We start from the raw sequence: 24378 nt of genomic DNA, 5'->3' as shown, positions 1-24378 counted from the left end.
CTCGCCCTTCGAAAGCCCGTCGTCTGGCCGCTCAGCGTAAGAGCCGTCAGGCCGAGGAGCCACTGTCCACGACAAGATCGGTGCCGACGACCGCTCCGGCGTCGTCCGAGGCGAGGTAGAGGACGGCCGCCGCGACCTCCTCGGCGGAGGCGGCCCGGCCGAGCGGGTTCTCGTGCTTGAGCCGCTCGGTGCGGTCGGCGTCGGTCTCGCCCGGGCGCAGCGACATGGGGCCCTCGGCCGCGCCGGGGCTGACCGCGTTGATCCGGATGCCCTCCGCGATGTGGTCGAGCGCGGCGGCGCGGGTGAGGGCGGAGACCGCCGCCTTGGACGTGATGTAGGCGGCGGCGTTCGGTATGCGCAGATGCGCGCCCAGGTTGGAGGAGATGTTGACGATCGCGCCGCCGCCGTTCCGCCGCATCTGGGCCACCTGGTACTTCATCGCCAGCCAGACGCCGGTGACATTGGTCCGCAGCACCGACTCCCAGTCGCCCTCGCCGATGTCGGCGGCCGGCTCGAAGCCCCGGAAGATCCCCGCGTTGTTGACCGCTATGTCCAGCGAGCCGAAGCGTTCGACGGTCGACCGCATCAGGGCGCGCACCTCGTCGGGGCGGGTGACATCGGTGGTTACGGCGAGTGCCGCGCCGCCTTCCCGTTCGATCAGCTCGACCGTCTCCGCCAGTGTCGTCAGGGTGCGGCCGGCGGCCACCACATCGGCCCCCTCGGCGGCGAAGGCGAGGGCGACGGCACGGCCGAGGCCGGTGCCGGCGCCGGTGACAAGGACGGTCTTCCCGCTGAATCGATCGGACATGGTGGCACTCTCCTTTTTAGAACGAGCGGTCAAATATCGGGGTAGGGCTCCGCCTGTGACGGAGTGCGGCCGGAGTGCGGCCGGGGGTCGTTTCCCGCGGTGGCGGGCGCGGGGTCAGTCGAGCAGGGCCAGGGCCTGTTCGAGCGCGTCGCGGACCCGCGCGGGGTCGTCGCTCGCCTTGCCGACGATCCGCGCGCCCTGCATCAGCACCAGCAGCAGCCGGGCCAGCGCCAGCGGGTCCCGGTCCTCGGGCAGCTCGCCCTGGGCCCTGGCCCGGGTCAGCGACGCGTGCAGCAGGGTCTCGATCTGCTCCCAGCTCAGCTGGACCTTGTGGGCCGCCGCCGTGTCGTGCGGGGCCAGCTCGGCGGCCGTATTGGTGACCAGGCAGCCCTTCAGCCGCCGCTCGTCGCCGCACTCGGCGGCGAGCCGCCGCACGGTCTCCCGGATGCCGGGCAGCGCGGGGCCGGGTGTCGAGAGGGCCGCGACCAGCAGGTTGGTGGTGGTCTCCGCGTACCGGTCCATCGATTTCAGATACAGCTCGTGCTTGCCGCCGAAGGTGGCGTAGATACTGGCGCGGCCGATCCCGAGATGCTCCACCAGATCCGCCATGGAGGTCGCCTCGTACCCGCGCCGCCAGAACAGTTCGAGGGCCGCCTGAAGGGCGACGTCCGGATCGAATTCCTTGGTCCTTGCCACGATGTGACGGTAACTCAATCTAGAACGAGCGGTCAAGAAAGGGGTCCGGGGGCTCAGCCTTCGGTGCCCGCGCGCACACCGATGAGATGGGCGAAGGCGACCACGTTCCCCCGGTATCCGGACTTCTCGCTGAAGCCGCCGCCGCAGGTGATCACGCGGAGTTCGGCGCGGCCACGTGAGCCGTACACCTCGTCGTCCGGGAAGGCGTCCGCCTCGTACACCTCGATCGCGTCGACCGTGAAGACGGCGGTCCTGCCGTCCTGGCGCGAGACCTCGATCCGGTTGCCCTTCTTGAGCGCGCCCAGGCCGTAGAAGACGGCCGGCCCCTTGGCGTTGTCGACATGGCCGGCGACGACGGCGGTGCCCTTCGCGCCCGGGGGAGTGCCGTCCCGGTACCACCCCGCGAGATTGGGATCGGCGGGCGGCGGCACCTCCAGCCCGCCGTCCTTGGCGAGACCGAGCCCGACGAGCGGGGTGTCGACGTCGATGTAGGGGATCCTGAGCCGCAGCGGCCCGGCCGGGGGCAGCGGGGCGGCGACCGCGTCCGTATGGGCGTGCGGGCCGGCCGCGAAGGCCTCGGCCGCGGTCGGCATGGGCGGGGTGACATCCCGGGAGCCGTTCTGCACCAGCCAGAGGCCGGCGCATGCGGCGATGGCGAGACACCAGCCCTTCGTACTGCTCAACGGCCCTCCGAGTGGATCGGGACGGGGACGGAACGCCCCCGTTCCCGGCGGGCCGGAGCCCACCGGGAACGGGGAACGGCGGGTCGTCGGACGGTCCCGGGCGGGCGGCGCCGCTTTCGCGGCGCGCCCCCTCGGGCCGTCCGTCAGCCGCCCTGGGTGCCGCTCGCCCGGCGACGCAGGAGCAGGGTCCCGCCGACGGCGGTCGCGGCCAGGACGGCCGCTCCCGCCGCGACCTGAGCGGTGTCGGGGCCGATGCTGCCCCCGACGCCGGTCTGCACATGGCCGCTGGGCTGCTGGTGATGGCCGCCCTGGCCGCCCGAGTCGTACCCGCCCGAGTCATGGCCGCCCGAACTGTGGCCGCCGGAGTCCTGGCCGCCCGATTCATGGCCCTGATCCTGACTCCGGCCCTGGTCGCCGCCGCCCTCGCGCGAGTCGGATTCGCCCTCGTTCTTGCCGTTGAGCGAACCCGGCTCTTCCTCGTGGCGGCGCAGGGTGACCTCGCCGGTGACGCGTTTGCCGTTGTCGCAGCGCACGCTGACCCCGTAGACGCCGGGCTGTACTCCGTAAGGCACCCTGAGCTGTCCCACCGCGGACTCCTTGTGGGCTCCGGGGGACAGCCGGAACTCGCCCGCGCCCAGTGCGCGGGCGTCTCCGACGCCCTCGCCGCCGGGGCCGCAGGCTGTCGTGTTCAGGGTGAGTGACGCCCCCGGGGCGGCGGTGGACGGGAACACCTCCAGGGACTCATGGTCCTCGGCGAACGCTCCGGGGGCCCCGAGGCCTATGGTGGAGACCGCCAATACGGCCGTGGTCAGCAGTCGGGCGGTGGTGCGCATGGTGTTCCTCCGAAAACGGTGGTGCTGAGTACGTCACCTCCGAGATAAGGCGCACCCCGCGCCCCACGCCTGCTGATGGCCTGTCAGATTTAAGCCCATCGCTCGGCGTGTCGAGCTGGACGCTTGGTGTTTTCGCAGGTCAGGGTGGGTGATGGTCAATCAGATCACTCGCGCGCTGAATGAGTGACAGATTCACCCGTTCACCTCTGACCGCCTCTGACCAGCCCTGACGCGGTGTCGGCGGAGTCAGATCTCGTCCCAGGGCACGCTGTCGTACGCCGATGTCACCGACGCCATGAGGGCCTCGTCGACGTCGTACTCGACCGCGTCGACGCTCGCGACCGGCGAGATGCCCCGGGAATTGGTGACGAAGGCGGCGCGGTAGCCGCCCAGGCCGGCGAGGGTCACCCTGCGCCGGACCGACGGCAGCAGCGGCTCCAGCAGCGCCTGCGCTATCCCCAGCAGGGACGGCGCGTCGGGCCAGACCACCCGCTCGCCGTCCCAGAAGGCCACATTGGTGACCGCGCCCTCGGTCACCGTCCCGTCCGCCGCGACGAGGAGGGCCTCGTCGTACCCCGCCCGGGCGGCGAGCGTCAGCGCGCGGCTCTGCCCGAAGGACCCGAGGTGCTTGATGTGCGGGAAGTCGCGGACGTACGGCACGGACATCAGCCGCACGGGCTTCGGGGCCCGCGTGAACGGCTCGCGCACGGTGACCGTGAGCGTCGCGCGCTCATCGCCCTCGGGCCAGTGCGTATAGACCCGCAGGGAGGCGTCCGACAGCCCGGCGGAGGCGAGCGCGCCGCGCATCCGCTCCCGTACCAGCGCCTTGTCCAGGCCCTGGCCGTACAGCTCTCGCGTCGCCCCGTCGAGCCTCGCCAGATGCAGCCCGATGCCGCGCACCCGGCCCCCTCTGACCTGCATCGCCGTGAAGTGCCCATAGTCGTTGAGCATCGGCATGGACATCGCCCCGGTGGCGACGACGCCGTCGATCTCGGTATGAGTCATGCCTCCACGGTAGGGGGGCGGGGGCGGCCCTTGACCTCAAGAGAGGTTGAGGTATCAAGCTCCTGTCCATGAACTCCAGCACGCGGGAGAACCCGCGACAGACCCAGGACCGCCCCGCCCCGGACTCCACCGCTCCGCTGAAGCTCGTCGTCATCGTGTCCAGCAACCGCAAGGGGCGCTTCGGGCCGGTCATCGCCGACTGGTTCGTCGAACACGCCCGGCTGCACCGGGAATTCCAGGTCGATGTGGTCGACCTGGGCGAGGAGGATCTGCCCACCGCGCTGACCGACGACCTCCCGCCCCAGGCTGCCGAGTCCCTCGGCCGGATCTCGCCCCGGCTCGCCGCCGCCGAGGCGTTCGTCGTCATCACCCCCGAGTACAACCACTCCTTCCCCGCCTCCATCAAGAGCCTCATCGACTGGCACTTCACCGAGTGGCGCGCCAAACCCGTCGCCTTCGTCTCCTACGGCGGGCTCTCCGGCGGCCTGCGCGCCGTCGAACAGCTGCGTCAGGTCTTCGCGGAGCTGCACGCGGTGGCCATCCGCGACACCGTCTCCTTCCACCAGGCCCAGGGCCGGTTCGACGGCGACGGCCGCCCCAAGGACCCGGCGGGCTGCGACCCCGCCGCCGTCTCCCTGCTCGACCAGCTCGCCTGGTGGGGGCGCACGCTCCGGGACGCCAAGGCCGTACGCCCGTACACCGGGTGACGGGCGGCGAGCGCCGGGCGGCGGGTGCCGAGCGCCGGGCGGCGGGTGGCCCGGGGTCACGAGGGGCGGCCCGCCGGCCCGGCGCGACCGCCCCGTACCGTGGCCCCGGCCACCGTGAGAACCCCAGAGGAGGAACCCGATGAACGGTCCTGAGCTGCCCTTCTTCGTCTACGGCACGCTCCGCCCCGGCGAGCAGAACCACACCCTCCTCCTCCTGGGCCGTACCGCCGCCGAGGAACCCGCGCGCTGGACGGGGGCGGTGCTCTACGAAGGCCCCGGCTATCCGTACGCCGTCGAGCCGGGCGGTACGGGCGGTACGGGCGGTACGGGCGGTACGGGCGGTACGGGCGGTACGGGCGGTACGGGCGGTACGGGCGGTACGGGCGGCGCGGACGGCACGGGGCCGGGCGCGGATCGCGGGGCCGTCGTCGTCGGCGAACTGCTGACGGCGGCACCGGGGGAGTACGGCCCTCTCCTCGCCGAACTCGACGAGCTGGAGGAGTACATCGCCCCCGGCCACCCCCGCAATCTCTACGAGCGGGTCACCCGGGACGTGCTCCGCGCCGACGGCACGGCGATACGGGCGTGGGTCTATCTCGCCGCCCCCGCCCAGGCCCTGGAGCTGCGCCGGAACGGCACCCCCGTGCCGGGCGGCGACTGGTGCGCCCGCCCGGTCGGCTGACCGGCCGGGGACGGTGCGGGACGGCCGGGGACGGCGGGCTCAGGCGCGTCGGCCGAGCAGCGCGAGCAGCCTGGTCTGGTGGCTGTCGCCCGGCGGGGGCTCGATGGGCGGGGCGAACAGGCCCGAGTCCGACAGCCCCGCCGCGTACGGAGTGACCTCGTCCAGCGCGAAGGCGACCAGGGCGTCGGGCAGCCGCTCGGACGCGCCGATGGCCCGGGCCAGATCCCAGCTGTGCACCACCGCGTCCGTGATCATCTGGGAGCAGTAGGCGACGGCCGGGGTCTCGCCGTACGACAGCCACACCGTCCGCCCCAGCGCCCCCGGCTCCGCGAAGGCCTTCCGGGCGGCGCGGGCGGCGGCGTCCCAGACGGCGCGCGGGCGCGTTCCGAGGACGTCGCCCTCGTGGGCGTCACCCACCTCCTCGATCGTCGCGCCCGCCGTGACCAGGTCGGGAACCCACAGCTGCTCCGAGGTCAGATGGTTCACGAGATCGCGTACGGACCACTCGGTGCAGGGCGTCGGCTCGTCCCACTGATCGGCCCGCACCTGGTGCACCCGGTCGCCGAAGAGCGCGAGGGCCTCGGCGTGCCGGCTGAGCAGGGTGGTGACATCTCTGTCCATGTATCCCATGGTTCTCACTGTCGCGCGCGGGGCATGGAGACGCGAGCCGCCGCCCGCGTGTCCGCCGCCGTGTCGTGCCGGGGGAGCTTCGGGGCTCACTCCCCGGCGGCGGCCAGCGCCTCCGTCAGACCCTTCTCCCGGTCCCCCAGGAACGTCGGATCCGGCTGGAACACCACGTCCAGCGCCGCCTTGCCCGCCGCGAACATCTCCCGGACACTGCCGTGGACCCAGTGCGAGTCGAGGGGCTCGTCGACCCCGACGCCGTACGAGTCGATCCCCGCCGAGTCGCAGAGCGCCACGGCCCGCCGGATGTGGAAGCCCTGGGTCACCAGCACCGCCCGGTCGACGCCGAAGATCTTCTTGGCGCGGACACAGGAGTCCCAGGTGTCGAACCCGGCGTAGTCGCTCACGATCCGTTCGTCGGGCACTCCGCGCTCGGTCAGATAGGTCCGCATGGCGTCGGGCTCGTCGTACTCCTCCCGGCTGTTGTCCCCGGTGACCAGGACGGCCTTGACCTTCCCGGTGCTGTACAGCTCGGCGGCGGCGTCCAGCCGGTGCGCGAGATAGGGCGTGGGCCTGCCCTGCGAGAGGCCGGCCCCGAAGACCACGGCCACCTCCTGGGCCGGCACCTCGGCGAGCGGGCGGACCCGGCTGTCGGCGACGGCGTGCATCCAGGTCGCGGGCGACAGCGCCAGCACACAGCCGAGCATCGCCGCCCACACCAGCCGCCGCTGACCGCGTCGGGTGCGGGGCATACGCGGTCGGCGCGGCCGGGGGAACTTCATTCGCAGATCCTTCACACCTGATCAGACGGTATTCGAACGGATTCGGTTCGCCCCCCGTTCTTGTCCGGGCGCTTGTCCGGGGGCGTCGGCGGACGGGAGCCGTGCCGACCAGGCGGCGGGCAGCAGCGAGCGGGCCGCCGCCGAGGCGTAGACCGAGGCGGTGAGCCAGGCCTCGGCGAAGGCGTCGGGGTCCGCCGGGAGCAGCCGGCCGAGCGCGTCGTGGCGGCGGTCGGCGGCGCTCTCCACGAGGGCGCGGGCGCACTCCGCGCCCGTGCTCAGGCCCACCGCGCGGAGCCTGCGCGGGAGTTCGCCGTCCGCCGAGGCGGCGGTGACGGCCCGGCCGCCCGCGACCGCCCGGTCCACCGCCCGCCGCAGCAGCTCCAGCTCCACCGGCAGTCCGGGCGGGGCCGACTCCTCCCGCGGGGCGGCGGTCCGCGCGTCGGCGGGCGGCAGATGCGAGCGGTTCAGCCTGCGCAGGCCGAGGTCCGCCCGGACCGGCTCCCCGTCGTGTCCCGTCCAGAGCCCGGCCAGCGCCTGAACCCCGCCCGGCCGGTCGGCCACCGCCCGCGCGATCAGCCGCAGCCCCATGCCCGGCCGGCCGGCGAGCAGCCGCAGATTCTCGCTGTACGCCAGCTCCGCCCGCTCGTCCGGAGCCAGCAGCCGCAGCACGGGCCCGCCGTCGTCGACCCGGAAGCCGCCTTCGGTGACCGTTCCGGTGAGGAAGAGCAGATCGCCGCCCACCCGGCGGGTCTCGGCGGACTCGGCCAGCCATCCGAGCGCGCGGGAGAGCTGTTCGGCGGGCGGCAGCCGCCAGAGCCCGTCGAGCGGCGGCTCGTCCCACCGAGCGCCCTCCGCCCGCACCGAACGCGACCGCGCCCCACCGCCGATCCGGCCGTCCGGCGACACCGTCGGACCGGTCAGGATCACCGCGCCCCCGGCCCCCCACTCGCGCAGCGGCAGCGCGCAGCCGCCCGGCACCGGAGCGCCCGCCGCCTGGAGCGCGCGCTCGGGGCGGCCGGGGGCGATGTCGGAGACCGTGTGCAGGACGCCGTCGGGGGTGACGCCGTACGCGGTCGCGCCCGCGTAGCCGGAGGCGGTCACCACCGGCTCGGTGAACAGGCCGTACAGCCGCAGCGGTCGCGTCGGCCGATAGGCGCGGCGCACCGGGGTGACCGCTTCGGCGGGCCGTCGCAGCAGGTCGAGCAGTCCGGCCAGCTCGGCGGAGAGTTCGGACAGCCGGAAGGCGGGATCCTCCGACCGGGCCTCGCCGAGGCGTCGCGCGATCCGCACCGCGGCGGCGGCCGGCAGCGGGAGCCCGGCGAGTCTGCCGGAGTGCGCCGCGTGCAGCAGCTCGGCCCGGTGGACCGCTCCGGCCCCCGACACCCCGGTGACCAGCACGGCGGTCGCGGCGGCCCGGAGTGCGCCGAGCGCGGCGGACTGGGCCGGGGTGAGCGGAGCGACCTCCTCCGCCCGCTCGGGCGCGTCCGCGCCCGCCGCCGCTTCCTCCTCCTCTGCCTCGGCGGGCTCACCGAGGTCGGAGGGTTCGGACGGTTCGGAGGGTTCGGAGGGTTCGGAAGGGGCGACGGTGCCTTCGGCGAGCGGCGCGGCGGACAGCACCGCCGCGCGGTGCAGACAGGCCGGGGCCAGCAGACAGCCGCAGACCGCGTCGGCCGCGTCCGCCACGATCCCGCCGCTGGTCCTCAGCGTCACCGAGGTCTCCTCGTCGACCCTGATCCGCACCCCGTCGGGCAGCGGTTCCACGGGCCATCCGGGCACCTTGGCGAGCGCCGAGTCCACGCGCTTGCGCAGCCGGGCCGGGAGCAGATCCAGCGCCCCGGCCGCCACCTCGGCGGTGACCGGGGGCAGTTCCTGGGCAGGGTTGACGGTCACCGGTGCGTACCTCCTACGCGCTCGCCGACCCAGCGGGCCAGCTCCAGGGGGCTGAGTGCGGCGACCGGCATGCCCGCGGCGACCAGCCGGCCCGCCACGGCGGTGGAGTACCTCGGTCTGCCCGCGTCGTCCAGCGAGGCGCAGCCGAGGACGTGACAGCCCGCGTCGACCAGCGTCCGCACCTCGGCCAGCAGCGGTCCGATCGGGCCGCCCTCCTCGAAGTCGCTGATCAGTACGGTCAGGGTGCGCGAGGGCACGGTCATCAGCTCCCGCGCGTGCCGCAGCCCCTGAGCGATGTCGGTGCCGCCGCCGACCCGGACCTCCAGCAACAGGCCCAGGGGGTCGTCCACCTGGTCGGTGAGGTCGATGACCTCGGTGGAGAAGGCCACGAAGTGCGTGCTGAGGGCGGGCACCCCGGCGAGGATCGAGGCGGTCAGCGCGGACCAGATCGTCGACGCCTCCATCGACCCGGACACATCCACGACGAGCACCAGCCGCCAGTCGGCCGATCTGCGCGCCCGGGTGCGGAACACCGGCCGCTCCGGGAGGACGGTCACCGCGCCCGTCCCCGGATCGCGCCGGGCGGTCGTCAGATTCGCCCGCAGGGTGCGCGGGAGATCCAGCGGGCCGCCGGGGCGGCGGGTGGGACGGGGGTGGGTCAGCCCGGTGAGCGCGGGGCGCAGCCGGTTGGCGAGCGCCTCGGTCAGCTCCTTCACCAGCCGGGCCACCAGGGGCCGCAGCCGGGCGAGCTGCTGTTCGGGCAGCCCTCCCGCGTAGGAGAGCACGGTCCGCAGCAGTTCGACCGAGGGGATCGCGGCGGCCGGGTTCATTTCGAGCGCGGCGTCGAGCCGCCCGGACTCGGCGGCCGACGCGAGGACTTCCTCGCGCACCCCCGGGCCGAAGAGGGCGGCCAGCTCCTCCGACCAGGCCCGGACGCCCGGGTAGGGGGCCTCGCCGCCGCCCCGGCCGGATCCGTCCTCCCCGCGCGAGCCCTCGCCGCGCCCGCTGCCGTACAGCTCGTCCAGCGCGGTGGCGTAGCGCAGCGCGCTCCCGCTCAGCCCCCGGCCGCGCCCCAGCAGCAGCCGCCACCGCTCACCACCGGTGAGCGCGTGCCCCGCCGTGCCGGCGGCCGGGCGGCCACCCGGCTCCGGTCCGGTCGTCCCGGTCGCCTCCGGTCCGGCCGTCCCGGTACCGGCCGCCTCCGGACCGGCCGCCGGGGCCAGCCCCCGGGCGGTCAGGGCTTCGCGGCCCGCCAGATCCGCCAGCGCCAGGAGCGCCAGCGCGGCCGAGTCCGTGACCGGGCCGGTCAGAGTGGACACCGCCGTGCCGGTGCGGTCCTCCACGACGGACAGCAGCCGGGCACGGGCCGCCGGGGCCAGGACGTCGAACCCGGCCCTGAGCGCGGGCAGCCGGTCCAGGAAAGCCCGGTCGGGGAAGCTCTCCACCCGCTCCAGCAGCGGATCGAGCGCCCGGCCCGTCTCCAGCAGCGGGCCCGCCGCGAGCAGCGCGCCGCGCAGCGACTCGGCCAGCTCGGAACGGAGGCCGGGGGTGGTGGCGGTGTCCACCCGGGAGGCCAGCCGGGTCCCGAAGTCGCCCGGGTCCCGCAGGCCCAGCAGCACTTGGGCAGCCCCCGCCGCACCCCGTATCAGCGGTGTCCCGCCGTCCTCCAGGCGGGCCAGCGCGTCGGCGAGCCGGAGCCCGCCGCTCACCCCGGCGGCCTGCCCGGCGAGCGAGACCAGCGCGCGGGCGTCGGCCGTCTCGGTGGAGCCCGCGAGCCCGTCGAGCGCCCGCACTCCCGCCGCCGCCAGCTCCTCGTACGCCGCGTCGATCTCCCGCCGCCGCCAGCCCGCCGCCGTCCCGGGCACCTGACCGGCGCGGACCCGGTCCAGCAGGGCCATCCCGGCGAGCAGTTCGGACAGGGTGCCCGTCGCCGGGAGCAGCTCAGCCGTCTCGGCCAGCCGCTCGGCCGCCAGCTCGGGCAGCCCGCACGCGGCGGCCCGGGCCAGCCCGTCGAGAACCTCCGCCGCCGTCGGGCCGCCCCGCCGCCGCTCCTCCGCACGCCTTCGGCGCAGCATTCCCTGGGCCGCCTGCTCCAGCGTCACCCCGTGCGGACCGGCCACATCGAGCATCGCGGCCGTCGACGGCGTCCAGGCCACGACCCACCTCGTGGTCAGCGCGGTCGCCTCGCCGACCCCGGCGACCTCCGACTCCTCCCCGTACGGCACTCCGCACACCGCGAGCCGCCGCAAGGCGATCTCCCGCCGCCGGTCGAGATCGGTACGGAGCGTGTCCAGCCGCAGTTCACGCTGGTCGGGCCGGTCGGGGCCCGGCAGCCTCAGCTCCGCGAGCAGCGCCTCGACCGAGGGGCCGAGCCCCGAGCGCGGCGTCCCCGGAGCCAGCCGCCCCTGGCGCGCGCCGACCAGCACCTGTTCCATCGCCGAGGCGACGATCCGGCCCCGGCCGAGCAGCCTGCCCTGGGTGAGCACCGTCCCGGCTGCCTCGACCAGCTCGCCGCGCCCGGCGGCCGGCAGCCCGCGCAGGGTCGCCAGATCACGGGCGACCCGCACCACCTCCCGGGCGTCGGCGGGCCCGCTGGGGTGGCCCGCCTCCCGCACGGCGGCGCAGATCCGGACCGAGACAGCGGTCAGCAGCTCGTCCAGCAGACGCGGATCGCCCGCCGCCCGGAAGACGCCGTGCTGCCACTCGGGGTCCCGGATCCCCGCCGGATACCCCGAACGCTCGTCCAGCAGCGGGTACGAGTACGGCACCAGCGAGGTCACGACCTCCACCGCCGGGCCGTCCCCCGCCCGCTCCGGGACGGGGCCCTCCGCCCGCCGGTCCGTGAGCGCGGGCGCGTGGAACGAGCCGATGACCGCCGCCGCCCGCCGGCCGTCGTGCTCGGCCAGCCTGCGCCGCATGTTCGCCTCGCGGCGCAGGTCGTACGGGTCCACCTCACCGGCGTCCTCGCGCAGGGCCCAGCCGACCAGCAGCGCCGCCCGGCGCAGCGCCTCCGGAGTGCCCCCGGGGGCACTCGCCTCGACCAGCCGGTCCCACAGATCGTCACCGGGACGCCCCCCGGCCCGCGCCCGCAGCGCGGCGGTGAGCACACCGGAGCCGGGGGCCGGCTCGGCCCGCTCCGAGCGGCCGTCCTCGGGCTTCCGCGCCCCGAGCGGCAGATCGAACGGGATCACCTCCACCCCGGCCTCCCGCGCCCAGCGGATCGCCGCCAGCTCCGGCGAGAACTCGGCGAACGGCAGGAACACCAGCCCGTCCCCGCTGCCCGCCAGCGCCACCGGAGGCACCGTCGCCGGATCGCCCAGATGCTCCAGCCAGGGCGCGAACTCCTCCGGCAGCTCGATGAACAGCACCTCGGGAGCCGCCTCGGCCAGCAGCGCCGGGACGGCCGCCGCCAGCGCGGGCGAGTGGTGCCGCACCCCGATCAGATACGGCTCCCGGCAGTCGGCCAGCCGCGCCAGCGCCCCTTCGGGCCCCTCGCCCGCACCGCCCGCGCCACCCGCACCGCTCGTCTCAGGCGAGTTCATCGCGCAGCTCCCACAGCGTCCGCCACAGCGGCGCGCCGCTCTCCGCCCGCCGCCGCACCGGTCCGTCCCAGTAGCCCAGCAGCCGGGCGTGGTCCGAGGGGTCGTCCTTGCGGACCGTGCCCAGCAGATGGCCCGGCAGGGTGCGGACGACATCGCGGCCGTCACCGAGATAGGCCGCGCCGAGCCCCATGGCGGTGGCCACATGAACCGCCTCCGCCGTGGACATCACCGTCGACGGCCGCTCGATCTCCCAGCCCTCGGCGCTGCGCCCGGAGCGCAGATCCCGGAACGCCGTCACCAGCGCCTCCAGCACCGCGTCGTCCACGGCGAACCCGGCCCCGGACCGTTCGAGCGCCGCCGTCGCCTGCCCCCGCACCAGCGCGGTCTCGGCGTCCAGATCGGTGATCGGGCCGACCTCCTCGAAGTTGAAACGACGCTTGAGCGCGGCGGACATCTCCGAGACGCCCTTGTCGCGCAGGTTCGCCGTGGCGATGAGGGTGAAGCCGGGCACCGCGTGCACGGTGCCGTCCGCGCCGTCGCCGCCCGCGAGTTCGGGCACCGCCATCCGCCGCTCGGAGAGCAGCGACACCAGGGCGTCCTGCACCTCCGGCAGACAGCGGGTGACTTCCTCGATCCGGGCGACCGCGCCCCGGGTCATCGCGGTCAGCACCGGCGAGGGCACCAGCGCCTCCCTGCTGGGCCCCTTGGCCAGCAGCATCGCGTAGTTCCAGCCGTAGCGCAGCTGGTCCTCGGTGGTGCCGGCGGTGCCCTGGACGGTCAGCCCGCTGGTGCCGCACACCGCCGCCGCCAGCAGCTCCGACAGCATCGACTTGGCCGTGCCCGGCTCACCGACCAGCAGCAGCCCCCGCTCGCCCGCCAGGGTCACCACACACCGCTCGACCAGGGCGCGGTCGCCGACGAACTTCCGCGACACCACCTGCTGCCGCCCGTCGGCGGCCCGCAGCGGCTCCCCGTCCGAACCGCAGACGAACACCACCACGGCGCGCGGCGTCATCCGCCAGCCCGGCGGCCGGGGCCCTCCGTCCCAGCCGGCCAGGAACTCCAGCTCCTGCCGGTGCCGGTCCTCGGGCAGCTCGATCTGCCGCGCCCCGCCCGCCGTCTCCATCAGGTCCCCCTCGCTCATCGCGAACCACCCTTGCCCCTCCTGGCGTTACGCCCCTTGAACACTTCGAACCCCGGCGCGTCGCCGTCCAGCACCCGCTGCCAGGCCACCGCGAACAGCTCCGCCACCGGCCGGTCGGGCACGGCGAAAGCGTGCTCCGCACCGGGGAACAGCTCCGACTTCCAGCTCTCCAGGGGCAGCCTCGGGGTCCTCGCCTCCAGCCAGCCGCCGGGCAGGAAGAGCGAACGCCCGGCGCGGGCCCGCTTCGCCTCCACCACCAGCTCGGTCCCCGCCAGCTCCGCCCGGGCCTTCTTCAGCCTGGCGGGCTTCCACCCCGTCCACTCCGCCTGATTCCGGTCGGTGGGATCGGGCAGCGCCAGCAGCATCAGATAGAGGGCCGCCGCGTCCTCGGAGAGCCCGAACCGGCCGGCCGCCGCCGTCACCAGCTCCGGCGCGCTGTGCGCCGGATGCTGGGCGGCCCCCGCCGGACCGTCGGCGGCGAGCAGCTCCGCGAACCCGGTGCCGAGCACCGCGCGCAGCGCCGCCAGCTCGTCCGAGTCGCCCGAGATCGCCAGCAGCAGCTTCAGCGTGGGATGGTCGGGTCCCGCGTGCTCCCCGGTCGCCACCGAGGCGGCCCGCACCCACACCGACTCGAGCTCCGTGTAGTAGCGCGTCGGGGCGAGCATTAGCGTGTCGCCGACCTCGACCAGGCCCTGCTTGCGGCCCCCGGTGTTCGGGCCGAGGCCGTGCGCCTCGCGTATCCGCTTCGAGGTCGACTTGCCGTCGGCGTCCCAGTCGCAGCTCAGGTCGAGCAGCAGCCGCGGATCGGTGAGCCGCTCCCGCAGCATCCGCAGGGTCGTCGGCAGCACCGCCCGCAGCGGGTCCCCGAAGGGCAGCCGGTAGGCCAGCCAGCGCAGCGCGGTCACCGAGGAGGCCAGCGTCCGCCCGGTGAGCAGCGCGTCCTTGTCGGCCGGCGTCAGGTCGCCGTCCTCGTCGGGCCGCTGCTCGGTGCCGCGGGTCAGCTCCCGCCGTGTCTCGGGGTTGAGCGCGGCGTCCAGCCCCGGGTCCGAGGAGAACTCCGCCATCAGCCGGGCGGTCAGCCAGGGCGGTGTGGCCCGCCGCAGGCCGCGCTCGGCGAGCCAGGCCCCGACGAGCGGCTCCAGGTCGAAGCCCCGCGTCCACAGCTCGTCCACCCGGTCCGGCTCCGCCGGCAGCAGCAGACCGGTGTACCACCGGCGTTCGGCGGTGGTGAAGTCGCCCAGGGTCTCACGGGCCGACTTGGCGTCCGCGCTCTTGAGCCCCAGCGGCGCGAGGTACTCCGCCGTCAGCAGTCCGTCGCGGCCGTACTCATTGATGCCCGGCAGCCCGAGCTGCACCAGCGCGGCCGTCGCCGCGCCCACGCCGACCCGCTCGGCGAACTCCCGCGCCTGCTCAGGGCGGTACGGCAGCGGACCGTGCTCCCGCACCCCGTCGATCAGCCGGCGCAGCGACTCCGCGTACGAGGGGTCCCCGGCGGAGCCCAGCACCCGGGAGTCGATCTCGGTGAGACCGTCCCAGCCGCCGAAGGCCCCGGCGGGGTCGTACTCCACACAGTTCCAGGTGGCGCGCGGGTGATCGGTCCGCTCCACGCACATGAACATCAGCGCCCTGGCCCCCGAGCGGCGGACCGTGCCGACCGGATCGGCGGGGTTCTGGTCGAAACTGCCCTTCAGCTGTACGGTCCGCAGCCGCCCGCGCGAGTCCAGCAGGACCGCTTCGCCGTCGACCCTTGTCTCCAGCGCCGCGTCCAGGAACTCCAGCAGGGCCTCGCGCTCCTTCTCCGAGGTGGTGGGGGAGGCGGCCCGCACCGCAGCCCCCGCCAGACCGTGGCCGAGCAGCGACATCCAGTGCACACCGCTGCCCCTGCTCTCCTCCTCGGCCTCGCCGGTGTCCGGTGCGAGCATCCGCCGCAGCGTCCGGAGCTGGTTCATGGCCGTGGCGTCGCTCTCCTCCCAGCCGTACGAGCCGTAGTGGCGGCGGGAGGACAGCAGGCCGTTCAGCGCCTGCCGCAGCAGACCGTCGTGGGCGAAGACGACCTCCGGACGGCCCTTCGCCGGACCGCCGGCGGTCTGCTCGGCCGCCCGCTCCGCGAGCGCGGCGACGCGCTCGACGTGCCGTGCGGCCTCGGCCACGAAACCGGCGACACCGGCGATCAGCGCGGGGTGGGTGATCCCGGGGAGCAGCTCGCCCACCGCCCCGGCCGGCTCGGCCCCCTCGGACACCGCCGTCAGCAGCGCCGCGGCGTCCGCCTCGGTCACCTCGCGCAGTACGGCCGAGCCCCGCTCGTCGCGCGGCCGCAGCGCGTGCCAGTGCCCGACCGGCGCGACCAGTGGGGTGCCGGAGGCGTAGACCTCGTCCGTGCCGCCCTCGGCGACGGAGGCCAGCCGCACCCCCTCGGCGTCGTACAGCTCCACCCGGCCGTGGTAGCTCCGGGTCTCACGCGGGTGCAGTACTCCGCCGCCGGGCAGCCTCAGCGGCGGCAGCGGAATCTCGGTGGCCGCCCGCTCGGGGTCGCCGTCGGCGGGCAGCCGGACGGCGGGACCGCGCGCGCCGTCCACGGAACACGCGGTGAGCGTGCGGGTGTCCGGGTCGAACCGCACCCACCAGCCGAGGAGCCCGTCCGCGCTGCCGAACGGCGAGGCTTCGAGCCCGGCCCGCGCGGGCAGCAGCCGGCAGGCGCGCCGCACCAGGGCGGTGCCCGAGCGCTCCGCGAGCGCCGCGTCGAAGAAGGCCGGCAGGGTGACCCGGCCCCGGCGGGCCGTCAGCGGGTCGTAGTCCCACCACGCGTTCTCGTGCAGCACCCAGACGGAGACGCCGTCCGAGGCGACCTGCCGGGCCTCGCTCGCGAACGAGGTGTCGCCCGCGTGGACCGGCCGTCCGCCGAAGGTGCGGCTGCCGTCGGGCAGCTCCAGCGACGGGGTCTGGAAGGAGTTGTGGGAGTCCTGGAGCATTCCGTTCGGCTTGAAGACATCGGCGGCGCTGCCCGACCAGCGGCCCCGGCGGCCGTCGCCGTACCCGTTGACGGTGAGCCACTGACCGCCGATGTAGCGGACGGTCGGGTCGTTCCAGGAGTAGTCCTTGCTCGCCGGGAGCGACAGCGTCTGACGGTCCAGCACCCCCTGCGGCCCGACCGCGACGGCCCGCATTCCCAGCCGGACCACCAGCGCGGGCCAGGCGTCGGAGAGGGCGTACGACTCCTTGTCGCGCTGTCCGCGGCCCTGGGGGGCCCGGGGGCCCAGCTCCGCCACCGCCTCCTCCAGCGCGGGCCAGCCCAGCTCGTCCAGGATGCCGGTGCGCAGGGTGCGCGCGAGGGCCTCGGCGGGGGAGAAGGCGGTGATCCGGGCCAGCGCCTCCGGCGCGGTGTTCAGCACCGCAGCCGAGGAGAAGCAGGCGAGCCGGCCGAGCTGGTGGTCCACCTCCGGGAGGCCGAGCGGACGGTCGAGATCGTCCGCCCGGTCGGCGAGCCAGCCCGCGAGGACCGTGCGCAGCGCCGGGTGTTCGGCGATCCGCTTCAGCCGGCCCGGGGAGTCGCCGCCCGCCAGCTGCTCCACCCCGTCGCGCAGCAGCTGGGCGAAGCGCTCGTCCGCGACCAGCGCCGCGAGATCCCGGCGGCCCTCCCGCTCGTCCGAGAGCCACCCGGACAGCTGGAGGTTCTTCATGCCGGCCGTCGGGGGAGACACCGGGACGCCCAGGGCGAGACAGAGATCCAGGACATCGAGGTCGGCGGTGACCCGCCAGCCGTCCTGGAGCAGCTTCACCGGTGTGCCGTCCGCGATCAGCCGCTCGGCCAGCTTCTCCACCAGGGTCAGTTCGGGGGCGAGCCGTGCGAGATCGCCCCAGCCGCGCTGCCGGTGACCGCTCCAGGAGGACAGCCACTCGGCCGCCGGGACCGTCCCGTCCATCAGCAGCTCGAACGCCCCGCACCGCTCCAGCAGCGCGAGCCAGTCCGCGTCGAACTTCTCGGTGCTGTCGCCGCCCGTCTGGGGCAGCAGGGTCAGCAGCCGCTCCCGCACGGCCGGATCCCCGGCGGCCACCGCGGTGAGCGCGGGCAGTGCCGACTTCCAGAAGCTCCCCGACGCGTGGCTCATCGCCCCCGTGTGGATGATCTCCCTGACCAGCGACTCCTCCTCGGCCGCCGCGTCCAGCCCCGCGCCCTTCGCCAGCCGCCGCAGATCCTCCAGCATGCCCGCGTACGGGGTGAGCCCGGCGGTGCACCGCTGCGCGGAGACCAGCCGGAACTCCGCGTACGCCCGCTCCGGCGACAGCCGGACGGCCAGCCCCTTCGCGTACTCCCGCAGGGCCTTGCCGCTCAGCGCGCCCTCGCCGGCGAATTCGAGGAACACCTCCCGAAGGCGCTCCTCGTCCACCGGCAGCGCGTGCCGCTGCTCGGCCGCGCGCGCCTTCCCGAAGAACACCGATGCCTGCTGCCGGGCCTCGGCGGCCAGGAACAGCCGCCCCACCTGCTCGTAGTACGTGGGCAGAAACTGCGGAACGGAACGGTCCAGCCGCTCGCCGATCTCGTCGAAGCCCTCTTTGGCCAGGCCCGGCTTGGTGGCCACCTGGCGCGTGAGCCGCTCCATCTCCTTCACCACGGCCAGCGCGTGATGGCCGTTGGCCGGGTCGTTGACCAGGGCCCAGGCGGGGAAGCCGAGGGAGCGGGGCTTCACCCGGCCGACGGCGGCCGAGCCGGCGGACTCGAAGCCGAGGTACTCCAGCGCCAGATCCTCCGCCGGGGCGATGGCCCCGGGCACCAGCCGGACCACCGTGCGCCCGTCGAGCGCCGGATGACGGTAGGCCCGCGCCGTCAGCTCGTCCGTACCGCCGTTGCCGTTGCCGTCGCCGCCGCGTCCGCCGGAGTCCCTGCCCCCGCTTCCGCCCGGAACACCCGGACCTCCGCCGTCCGTTCCGTCCGTGCCGCTCGTGCCGCCGCCGAGCGGCAGCACCCCGCCGGCCTCCAGCAGTCCGTCCATCGATCCCCCCACCGTGCCCTGTCCGTCCGTGCCGTCCATGCCTTCTGCCCTGCCCTCCGCCGTGGCGTCGGGCCGCCGCGCCGCCCCGCTCATCGCAGCGCCTCCTCGTCGTCCACGACCACCCGGCCCGCGTACACCAGCGCGGCCATCCGCTCGCCCTCGGACCAGGCGACCGGCCCCACCTCGGACAGCGCCAGCCGCCTGCCGTCCTTGCCCCGCCACTCCAGGGCCCCCGTGTGGGCCGCCGAGTCCGGATAGTCCGCCCCCAGCCAGTACGCCGCCTCCAGCGCCCGGCCGTCCTCCACCAGCGGACAGAGCACCTGACCGCCGCGCACCCGGTACCCCAGCGAAAGCGCACGCGCCGTGGCGTGCCGCAGCTGGTCGAACTTCCCCTTGGCATAGGCAGACCACTCATGGCCGCTCACCTCGCCGGGCCGCCGCCACACCTCCCGGAACAGCTGCTCCACCCGCTGCTCGACACCCAGCTCCACCGCGAACTCCCGCAGCTCGTCCAGGTCTTCGAGCAGCACGGGGTGCGGTATCAGCACGCTCTCGCACTCCAGCCGCACCGAATCGCCGTCCAGATCGACGACTCCCAGGCCCTTCGCCGCGTCCGCGTCGCGCAGAAAACCCGCCCGCCCCAGATCCGCCGTGCCGTCCGGCCCCAGCGGCGCGATCACCAGATCGCGCAGCGCCGACCGCCAGGCCGCGTCCGGCCACACCCGTGCCAGCAGCGCCGCGGGCACCGGCAGCGAACGCACCAGCCAGGCGTCCACCTGCTCCCGGCACTCCCGCTCATGCCGCTCCAGCCACTCGGCCAGCTGCCCCAGCCGCACCACCGCCGCGTCCTCCCGCAGCTTCGGCGGGACCTGCTTCAGCTGCCTCCCCGCCGCATTCCGGCACAGCACACTCGTGCCGTCCAGTGCCACGGTGTACCCGCCGCTGTCTGTCTCGATCCAGCCCATGGCAAGACCGCCTCCCCGACGTACCGGTTTCGATGTCGATGACAGTAGGTGAGGGGTCTGACAGTCCGCTTCCCACCCTGCCCGCCTGTGGAAAACTCCCGTCACCAGCCGCCCGCGAGGAGCTGTCGCCCACCCCGGGCCCGTGTGCCCGCGGTCGCTGACGGCCACAGTCCTCGCGCAGAGTCACCGCCGCGGCCCCGCTCACCTGTGTCGCAGCAGGCCGGAGGCCCCGACGGCGACGAGAACCGGCCCCGCGCGGCCCACCGGCTGAGCGGCCTGTCACACCCTCCGGTTACCTTCGGGACATGGCAGGCACCACTGGCACCACCCCAGACCTGTACGACGACGCGGCCACCGAGCGCTGGGCCCCCGAGCCCGACAAACGCCCCGGCCGGACCGCCTTCCAGCGCGACCGGGCCCGCGTGCTGCACTCCTCCGCCCTGCGCAGGCTCGCCGGAAAGACGCAGGTCGTCACCCCCGGCACCCGCCACCAGGCGGGAGACGCCAGCCCGCGCACCCGTCTCACCCACTCCCTGGAGTGCGCCCAGGTCGGCCGCGAGCTCGGCGCGGCCCTCGGCTGCGACCCCGACCTCGTCGAGGCCGCCTGCCTCTCCCACGACATGGGCCACCCGCCCTTCGGGCACAACGGCGAGGTCGCGCTCAACGACTTCGCCAAGGACTGCGGGGGCTTCGAGGGCAACGCCCAGTCGCTGCGGCTGCTCACCCGGATCGAGCCCAAGCGGTTCGTCACCACCGACAGCGGCGACACGATCAGCGTCGGCCTCAACCTCACCCGGGCCGCCCTCGACGCCGCCACCAAATACCCCTGGCCCCGAGCCGGCCACCCCACCGACCCGCACTCGGTGAAATTCGGCGTCTACGAGGACGACCTGCCCGTCTTCGAGTGGATCCGCCAGGGCGCCCCCGAGCACCGCACCTGCTTCGAGGCACAGGTCATGGACTGGTCCGACGACGTGGCCTACTCCGTGCACGACTTCGAGGACGGCCTCCACGCAGGGCACCTCGACCCCCGCGCACTGCTCGACGAGGACGAGCGCGCCGGCATCTGGAAAGTCGTGATCGGCCGGTACGCCTCCGCCGACACCGAGCCCGCGGAGCTGGCCGAGGCCCTCGACCGGCTCATCGGCCAGGAGTGGTGGCCCCAGGACCACGACGGCTCCGCCCTCGCGCAGGCCCGCCTCAAGGACGCCGCCAGCCAGCTCATCGGCCGCTTCTGCCTCGCCGCCGAGACCGCCACCCGCCAGGCGTACGGCACCGGTCCCCTCACCCGCTACGGGGCCGAGCTGATCGTCCCCCGTGAGGCACGGCTGGAGTGCGCCGTCCTCAAGGCCGTCGCCGACCGCTATGTGATGCAGCGCGCCGAGCAGGAGGCCCTCCGCCTCGATCAGCGCATCGTGCTGACCGAGCTGGCGGAGGCCATCGCCGCCGGCGCGCCCGGGACACTCGACCCCCAGTTCAGCGCCCTGTTCGACGCCGCGCGGGACGACCGGGCGCGCGGTCGGGTGATTGTCGATCAGCTCGCCTCGCTCACCGACGCCTCCGCCCGCACCCTGCACTCCCAGCTCACGGCCGGGCGGCGGGCCGGATGACCCGCCCGGAAGGGGCCCCTCGGCGGGACACGCCAAGACCACTCCCTCTTCCGCCGCCGTGCTCGGTGCGGGACGCTCCCTGAAGGTCCAGCGCGGAAACCGGAAGCGGAAGCCGGAAAGAGGAGGCATCAAGTGGTCGATGGACATCGGACATTCGTCATCGTCGGCGGTGGTCTCGCCGGGGCCAAGGCCGCCGAGACCCTCCGTGCCGAGGGATTCACCGGGCGGGTGATCCTCGTCGGCGACGAACGGGACCACCCCTATGAACGTCCACCGCTGTCCAAGGGCTACCTCCAGGGCAAGGAGGACCGCGAGAGCGTCTTCGTCCACGAGCCCTCCTGGTACGCACAGGCCGATGTCGAGCTCCACCTCGGCCAGACCGTCGTCGCCGTCGACCGCGACACGAAGTCGGTACGGCTCGGCGACGGCACCGTCATCCACTACGACAAACTGCTGCTCGCCACCGGAGCGGAACCCCGCAGGCTGGACATCCCGGGCACCGGGCTGGCCGGGGTCCACCATCTGCGCCGCCTCGCCCACGCCGACCGGCTGCGCCAGGTCCTCGCCGCGCTCGGCCGGGACAACGGCAGGCTGGTCATCGCGGGCGCGGGCTGGATCGGCCTGGAGGTCGCGGCGGCGGCCCGCGGCTACGGCGCCGAAGTGACGATCATCGAGCCGGAACCCACCCCCCTCCACCAGATCATCGGCCCCGAGCTGGGCCAGATCTTCACCGAGCTCCACCAGGACCACGGCGTCCGCTTCCACTTCGGGGCCCGGCTCACCGAGATCACCGGCCAGGACGGCATGGTCCTCGCCGTCCGCACCGACGACGGCGAGGAGCACCCCGCCCACCACGTCCTCGCCGCGATCGGCGCGGCCCCGCGCACCGCGCTCGCCGAGGCCGCCGGCCTCGCCCTCGCCGACCGGTCCCACGGCGGCGGCATCGCCGTGGACGCCACCCTGCGCACCTCCGACCCCGACATCCACGCCGCCGGCGACGTGGCCGCCGCCCACCACCCCCTGCTCGGCTCCCGGCTCCGCGTCGAGCACTGGGCGAACGCCCTCAACGGCGGCCCGGCCGCCGCGCGCTCCATGCTCGGCCAGGACGTCTCCTACGACCGGGTGCCCTATTTCTTCTCCGACCAGTACGACCTCGGCCTCGAATACTCCGGCTGGGCCCCGGCCGGCTCCTACGATCAGGTGGTGCTCCGCGGCGACGCCGGAAAACGCGAGTTCATCGCGTTCTGGCTCAAGGACCGCCGGGTCCTCGCCGGGATGAACGTCAATGTGTGGGACGTCACCGACCCGGTCCAGGCCCTGATCCGGGCGGGCTCCCCGGTGGATCCCGACGCCCTCTGCGACCCCTCCGTGCCCCTGGAGTCACTGACCGGGTGACCGGAGTTGTCCACAGCAGACGGGAGTGCCCGCCGTCCACCGTAGAATTCACGTGTGGCAGGCAGGATCAACGATGACGACGTCAAGGCGGTTCGGGACGCGGTCCCGATCGACGCCGTCGTTTCCGACTATCTCCAGCTGCGCAACGCGGGCGGCGGCAATCTGAAGGGGCTCTGCCCCTTCCACGACGAGAAGTCCCCCTCCTTCCAGGTCAGCCCGAGCAAGGGTCTCTTCCACTGCTTCGGCTGCCAGGAAGGCGGCGACACGATCGCCTTCGTGATGAAGATCGACCATCTCACCTTCTCCGAGACGGTCGAGCGGCTCGCCGCCACCGCGGGCATCACCCTGAGGTACGAGGAGGGCGGGTACAACCCCAGCCACCAGCGGGGCGAGCGGATCCGGCTGGTGGAGGCCCACAAGATCGCGGCCCAGTTCTACACCGAGCAGCTGGAGAACTCCGCCGAGGCCCAGACCGGCCGCGCCTTCCTCGCCGACCGGGGCTTCGAGTACGCCGCCGCCCAGCACTTCGGTGTCGGCTACAGCCCCCAGGGCTGGGACCATCTGACCCGCTTTCTGCGCGGCAAGGGCTTCAGCGACAAGGAACTGATCCTCTCCGGCCTCTCCCAGGACGGCCGGCGCGGCCCCATCGACCGCTTCCGGGGCCGGCTGATGTGGCCCATCCGGGACATCTCCGGAGATGTCGTCGGCTTCGGCGCCCGCAAGCTCTACGAGAGCGACAACGGCCCCAAGTACCTCAACACCCCCGAGACCGGCATCTACAAGAAGTCCCAGGTGCTCTACGGCATCGATCTCGCCAAGAAGGAGATCGCCAAGACCCGCCGCGCCGTCGTGGTCGAGGGCTACACCGACGTGATGGCCTGCCATCTCGCGGGCGAGACCACCGCCATCGCCACCTGCGGCACCGCCTTCGGCGGCGACCACATCAAGATCCTCCGACGGCTGCTGATGGACAATGCCACCGCCGAAGTGATCTTCACCTTCGACGGCGACGCCGCCGGACAGAAGGCCGCGCTCCGCGCCTTCGAGGACGACCAGAAGTTCGCCGCCGAGACCTCGATCGCGATCACCCCCGGCGGTATGGACCCCTGTGACCTGCGGCTCGCCGAGGGCGACGAAGCCGTGCGCCAACTGGTGGAGACCCGCACCCCGCTCTTCGAATTCGCCATCCGCCAGGTCGTCACCCGCCACAACCTGGAGACCCCCGCCGGCCGGGCCGCCGCCCTTGACGAGGCCGCCCCCATCGTCGCCGGCATCAAGAACATCGCGATCCAGCACGAATCCGCCGTACAGCTCGCCGGAATCGTCGGCATCCTCGACACCCAGTTCGTCGTCAAGCGCGTCGCCCAGCTCGCCCGCTGGGCCCGCGACCGGGGCGGCCGGGGCCCCGCCCCCGCCGCCTCCCGGCCCGGCGGCGACCGGCAGGCCCAGTCCCACGCCCAGGCCGCGCCCACGACGGGCTCCGGCCCCGCGATCAACCTCCGCAGCCCCGCCCACCGCACCGAGCGCGAGCTGCTCAAGCTCGCCCTCCAGCACCCCGGGCTGGTCTCCCCGGCCTTCGACGCCTACGGCGTGGACGAATTCACCGCCCCTCCCTACGCGGCGGTCCGCCAGACCATCGCGGAGGCCGGCGGCGCGGAGCAGGGCACGGCGGACAGCTCCGGCTATCTCGCCCGCGTCCGCGACGCCGCGGCCAACGACTCGGTGCGCGCCATGGTCACCGAGATGGCCGTCGAGGCCATCCACTCCAAGACCGTGGACGAGACCTACGCGGGGACACAGCTCGTCCAGGTCCGGCTGCGCGCGGTCGACCGCCGGATCGGCGAGGTCCAGGGCACCCTGGCCCGGCTGGGACAGCAGGCCGACCCCGAGCGCCACACCGCCGTCCAGAACGAGCTGTGGGTTCTCCAGCAGTACGGCCAGTCCCTGCGCAACCACGGCGCGGCGGCCCTCTGAGCCTCCCCGGCTCCCCCGGCCCGGCGGCCGGACGGCTCTCCCCTTGCACC

Annotated in this window: 17 protein-coding genes; 5 read left to right on the top strand and 12 right to left on the bottom strand. The window is 74.2% G+C overall.

The features are described from left to right. Positions 1-46 precede the first annotated feature (46 nt). From ABD371_RS05310 to ABD371_RS05290, 5 genes are all read right to left on the bottom strand, one after another. Positions 47-808 (bottom strand): SDR family NAD(P)-dependent oxidoreductase, encoded by a 762-nt coding sequence (locus tag ABD371_RS05310; RefSeq protein WP_344473285.1) that lies wholly within the window; start codon positions 806-808, stop codon positions 47-49. 114 nt (positions 809-922) lie between these two features. Continuing rightward, positions 923-1504, bottom strand: coding sequence for a TetR/AcrR family transcriptional regulator (locus ABD371_RS05305; RefSeq protein ID WP_344473283.1), 582 nt, complete (start codon positions 1502-1504; stop codon positions 923-925). A 53-nt stretch (positions 1505-1557) separates the two neighbouring features. Beyond that, the gene (locus tag ABD371_RS05300) at positions 1558-2187 is read right to left on the bottom strand and encodes a class F sortase (protein WP_344473281.1); all 630 of its coding nucleotides are present in this window, start codon (positions 2185-2187) and stop codon (positions 1558-1560) included. A gap of 143 nt (positions 2188-2330) precedes the next feature. Further along, a complete protein-coding gene (locus ABD371_RS05295) occupies positions 2331-3020 on the bottom strand; it encodes a hypothetical protein (RefSeq protein ID WP_344473279.1) in 690 nt (229 codons plus the stop codon). A gap of 246 nt (positions 3021-3266) precedes the next feature. Further along, complete coding sequence (locus ABD371_RS05290) at positions 3267-4025, bottom strand: aminotransferase class IV (RefSeq protein WP_344473277.1); 759 nt, start codon at positions 4023-4025, stop codon at positions 3267-3269. A 68-nt stretch (positions 4026-4093) separates the two neighbouring features. Between ABD371_RS05290 and ABD371_RS05285 the strand changes: the two genes are divergently transcribed. Both ABD371_RS05285 and ABD371_RS05280 read left to right on the top strand, forming a co-directional pair. Then, entirely contained in the window at positions 4094-4732 is a 639-nt protein-coding gene (locus tag ABD371_RS05285; protein WP_344473275.1) for an NADPH-dependent FMN reductase, read from the top strand. Positions 4733-4871: 139 nt separating this feature from the next. Continuing rightward, positions 4872-5414 carry a gamma-glutamylcyclotransferase family protein gene (locus tag ABD371_RS05280; RefSeq protein WP_344473273.1) on the top strand — a complete coding sequence of 181 codons (543 nt, stop codon included), beginning with the start codon at positions 4872-4874 and terminating at the stop codon, positions 5412-5414. Between the two features lie 39 nt (positions 5415-5453). Here ABD371_RS05280 and ABD371_RS05275 read toward each other — a convergent pair whose 3' ends face one another. The 7 genes from ABD371_RS05275 to ABD371_RS05245 all read right to left on the bottom strand — a co-directional run bounded on the left by ABD371_RS05275 (position 5454) and on the right by ABD371_RS05245 (position 19349). Beyond that, the gene (locus ABD371_RS05275; protein WP_344473271.1) at positions 5454-6035 is read right to left on the bottom strand and encodes a TIGR03086 family metal-binding protein; all 582 of its coding nucleotides are present in this window, start codon (positions 6033-6035) and stop codon (positions 5454-5456) included. 95 nt (positions 6036-6130) lie between these two features. Continuing rightward, a complete protein-coding gene (locus tag ABD371_RS05270; protein ID WP_344473269.1) occupies positions 6131-6820 on the bottom strand; it encodes a SanA/YdcF family protein in 690 nt (229 codons plus the stop codon). 21 nt (positions 6821-6841) lie between these two features. Further along, positions 6842-8710 carry a hypothetical protein gene (locus tag ABD371_RS05265; RefSeq protein ID WP_344473267.1) on the bottom strand — a complete coding sequence of 623 codons (1869 nt, stop codon included), beginning with the start codon at positions 8708-8710 and terminating at the stop codon, positions 6842-6844. Then, positions 8707-12252 carry a vWA domain-containing protein gene (locus ABD371_RS05260; protein WP_344473265.1) on the bottom strand — a complete coding sequence of 1182 codons (3546 nt, stop codon included), beginning with the start codon at positions 12250-12252 and terminating at the stop codon, positions 8707-8709. Before ABD371_RS05260 ends, ABD371_RS05265 begins: the two co-directional genes overlap by 4 nt. Further along, positions 12239-13396, bottom strand: a complete 1158-nt coding sequence (locus ABD371_RS05255; RefSeq protein WP_344473262.1) for an ATP-binding protein — start codon at positions 13394-13396, stop codon at positions 12239-12241. Before ABD371_RS05255 ends, ABD371_RS05260 begins: the two co-directional genes overlap by 14 nt. After that, complete coding sequence (locus ABD371_RS05250; RefSeq protein WP_344473260.1) at positions 13393-18477, bottom strand: hypothetical protein; 5085 nt, start codon at positions 18475-18477, stop codon at positions 13393-13395. Before ABD371_RS05250 ends, ABD371_RS05255 begins: the two co-directional genes overlap by 4 nt. Further along, positions 18474-19349, bottom strand: a complete 876-nt coding sequence (locus ABD371_RS05245) for a DUF4132 domain-containing protein (protein ID WP_344473258.1) — start codon at positions 19347-19349, stop codon at positions 18474-18476. The genes ABD371_RS05250 and ABD371_RS05245 overlap by 4 nt, the downstream gene beginning before the upstream one ends. A 305-nt stretch (positions 19350-19654) precedes the next feature. Between ABD371_RS05245 and ABD371_RS05240 the strand changes: the two genes are divergently transcribed. The 3 genes from ABD371_RS05240 (at position 19655) to dnaG (ending at position 24328) form a co-directional block, all read left to right on the top strand. Then, positions 19655-20959 carry a deoxyguanosinetriphosphate triphosphohydrolase gene (locus ABD371_RS05240; RefSeq protein WP_344473256.1) on the top strand — a complete coding sequence of 435 codons (1305 nt, stop codon included), beginning with the start codon at positions 19655-19657 and terminating at the stop codon, positions 20957-20959. 132 nt (positions 20960-21091) lie between these two features. Then, positions 21092-22354: an NAD(P)/FAD-dependent oxidoreductase gene (locus tag ABD371_RS05235; protein WP_344473254.1), complete on the top strand. Its 1263-nt coding sequence runs from the start codon at positions 21092-21094 to the stop codon at positions 22352-22354. A gap of 54 nt (positions 22355-22408) precedes the next feature. After that, positions 22409-24328, top strand: a complete 1920-nt coding sequence (gene dnaG / locus ABD371_RS05230) for a DNA primase (RefSeq protein ID WP_344473252.1) — start codon at positions 22409-22411, stop codon at positions 24326-24328. The last annotated feature ends 50 nt before the right edge of the window (positions 24329-24378 follow it).

Source organism: Streptomyces amakusaensis (assembly GCF_039532665.1).
Taxonomy (GTDB): Bacteria; Actinomycetota; Actinomycetes; order Streptomycetales; family Streptomycetaceae; genus Streptomyces; species Streptomyces amakusaensis.
Note: the sequence above shows the minus strand (reverse complement) of the source record. Positions and strands in the feature narration are given on the sequence as shown.

Coding starts and splice junctions, on each gene's coding strand:
- ABD371_RS05310 (WP_344473285.1), bottom strand. CDS start 808: ATGTCCGATCGATTCAGCGGGAAGACCGTCCTTGTCACCGGCGCCGGC.
- ABD371_RS05295 (WP_344473279.1), bottom strand. CDS start 3,020: ATGCGCACCACCGCCCGACTGCTGACCACGGCCGTATTGGCGGTCTCC.
- ABD371_RS05290 (WP_344473277.1), bottom strand. CDS start 4,025: ATGACTCATACCGAGATCGACGGCGTCGTCGCCACCGGGGCGATGTCC.
- ABD371_RS05285 (WP_344473275.1), top strand. CDS start 4,094: ATGAACTCCAGCACGCGGGAGAACCCGCGACAGACCCAGGACCGCCCC.
- ABD371_RS05280 (WP_344473273.1), top strand. CDS start 4,872: ATGAACGGTCCTGAGCTGCCCTTCTTCGTCTACGGCACGCTCCGCCCC.
- ABD371_RS05275 (WP_344473271.1), bottom strand. CDS start 6,035: ATGGACAGAGATGTCACCACCCTGCTCAGCCGGCACGCCGAGGCCCTC.
- ABD371_RS05270 (WP_344473269.1), bottom strand. CDS start 6,820: ATGAAGTTCCCCCGGCCGCGCCGACCGCGTATGCCCCGCACCCGACGC.
- ABD371_RS05260 (WP_344473265.1), bottom strand. CDS start 12,252: ATGAACTCGCCTGAGACGAGCGGTGCGGGTGGCGCGGGCGGTGCGGGC.
- ABD371_RS05255 (WP_344473262.1), bottom strand. CDS start 13,396: ATGAGCGAGGGGGACCTGATGGAGACGGCGGGCGGGGCGCGGCAGATC.
- ABD371_RS05250 (WP_344473260.1), bottom strand. CDS start 18,477: ATGAGCGGGGCGGCGCGGCGGCCCGACGCCACGGCGGAGGGCAGGGCA.
- ABD371_RS05245 (WP_344473258.1), bottom strand. CDS start 19,349: ATGGGCTGGATCGAGACAGACAGCGGCGGGTACACCGTGGCACTGGAC.
- ABD371_RS05240 (WP_344473256.1), top strand. CDS start 19,655: ATGGCAGGCACCACTGGCACCACCCCAGACCTGTACGACGACGCGGCC.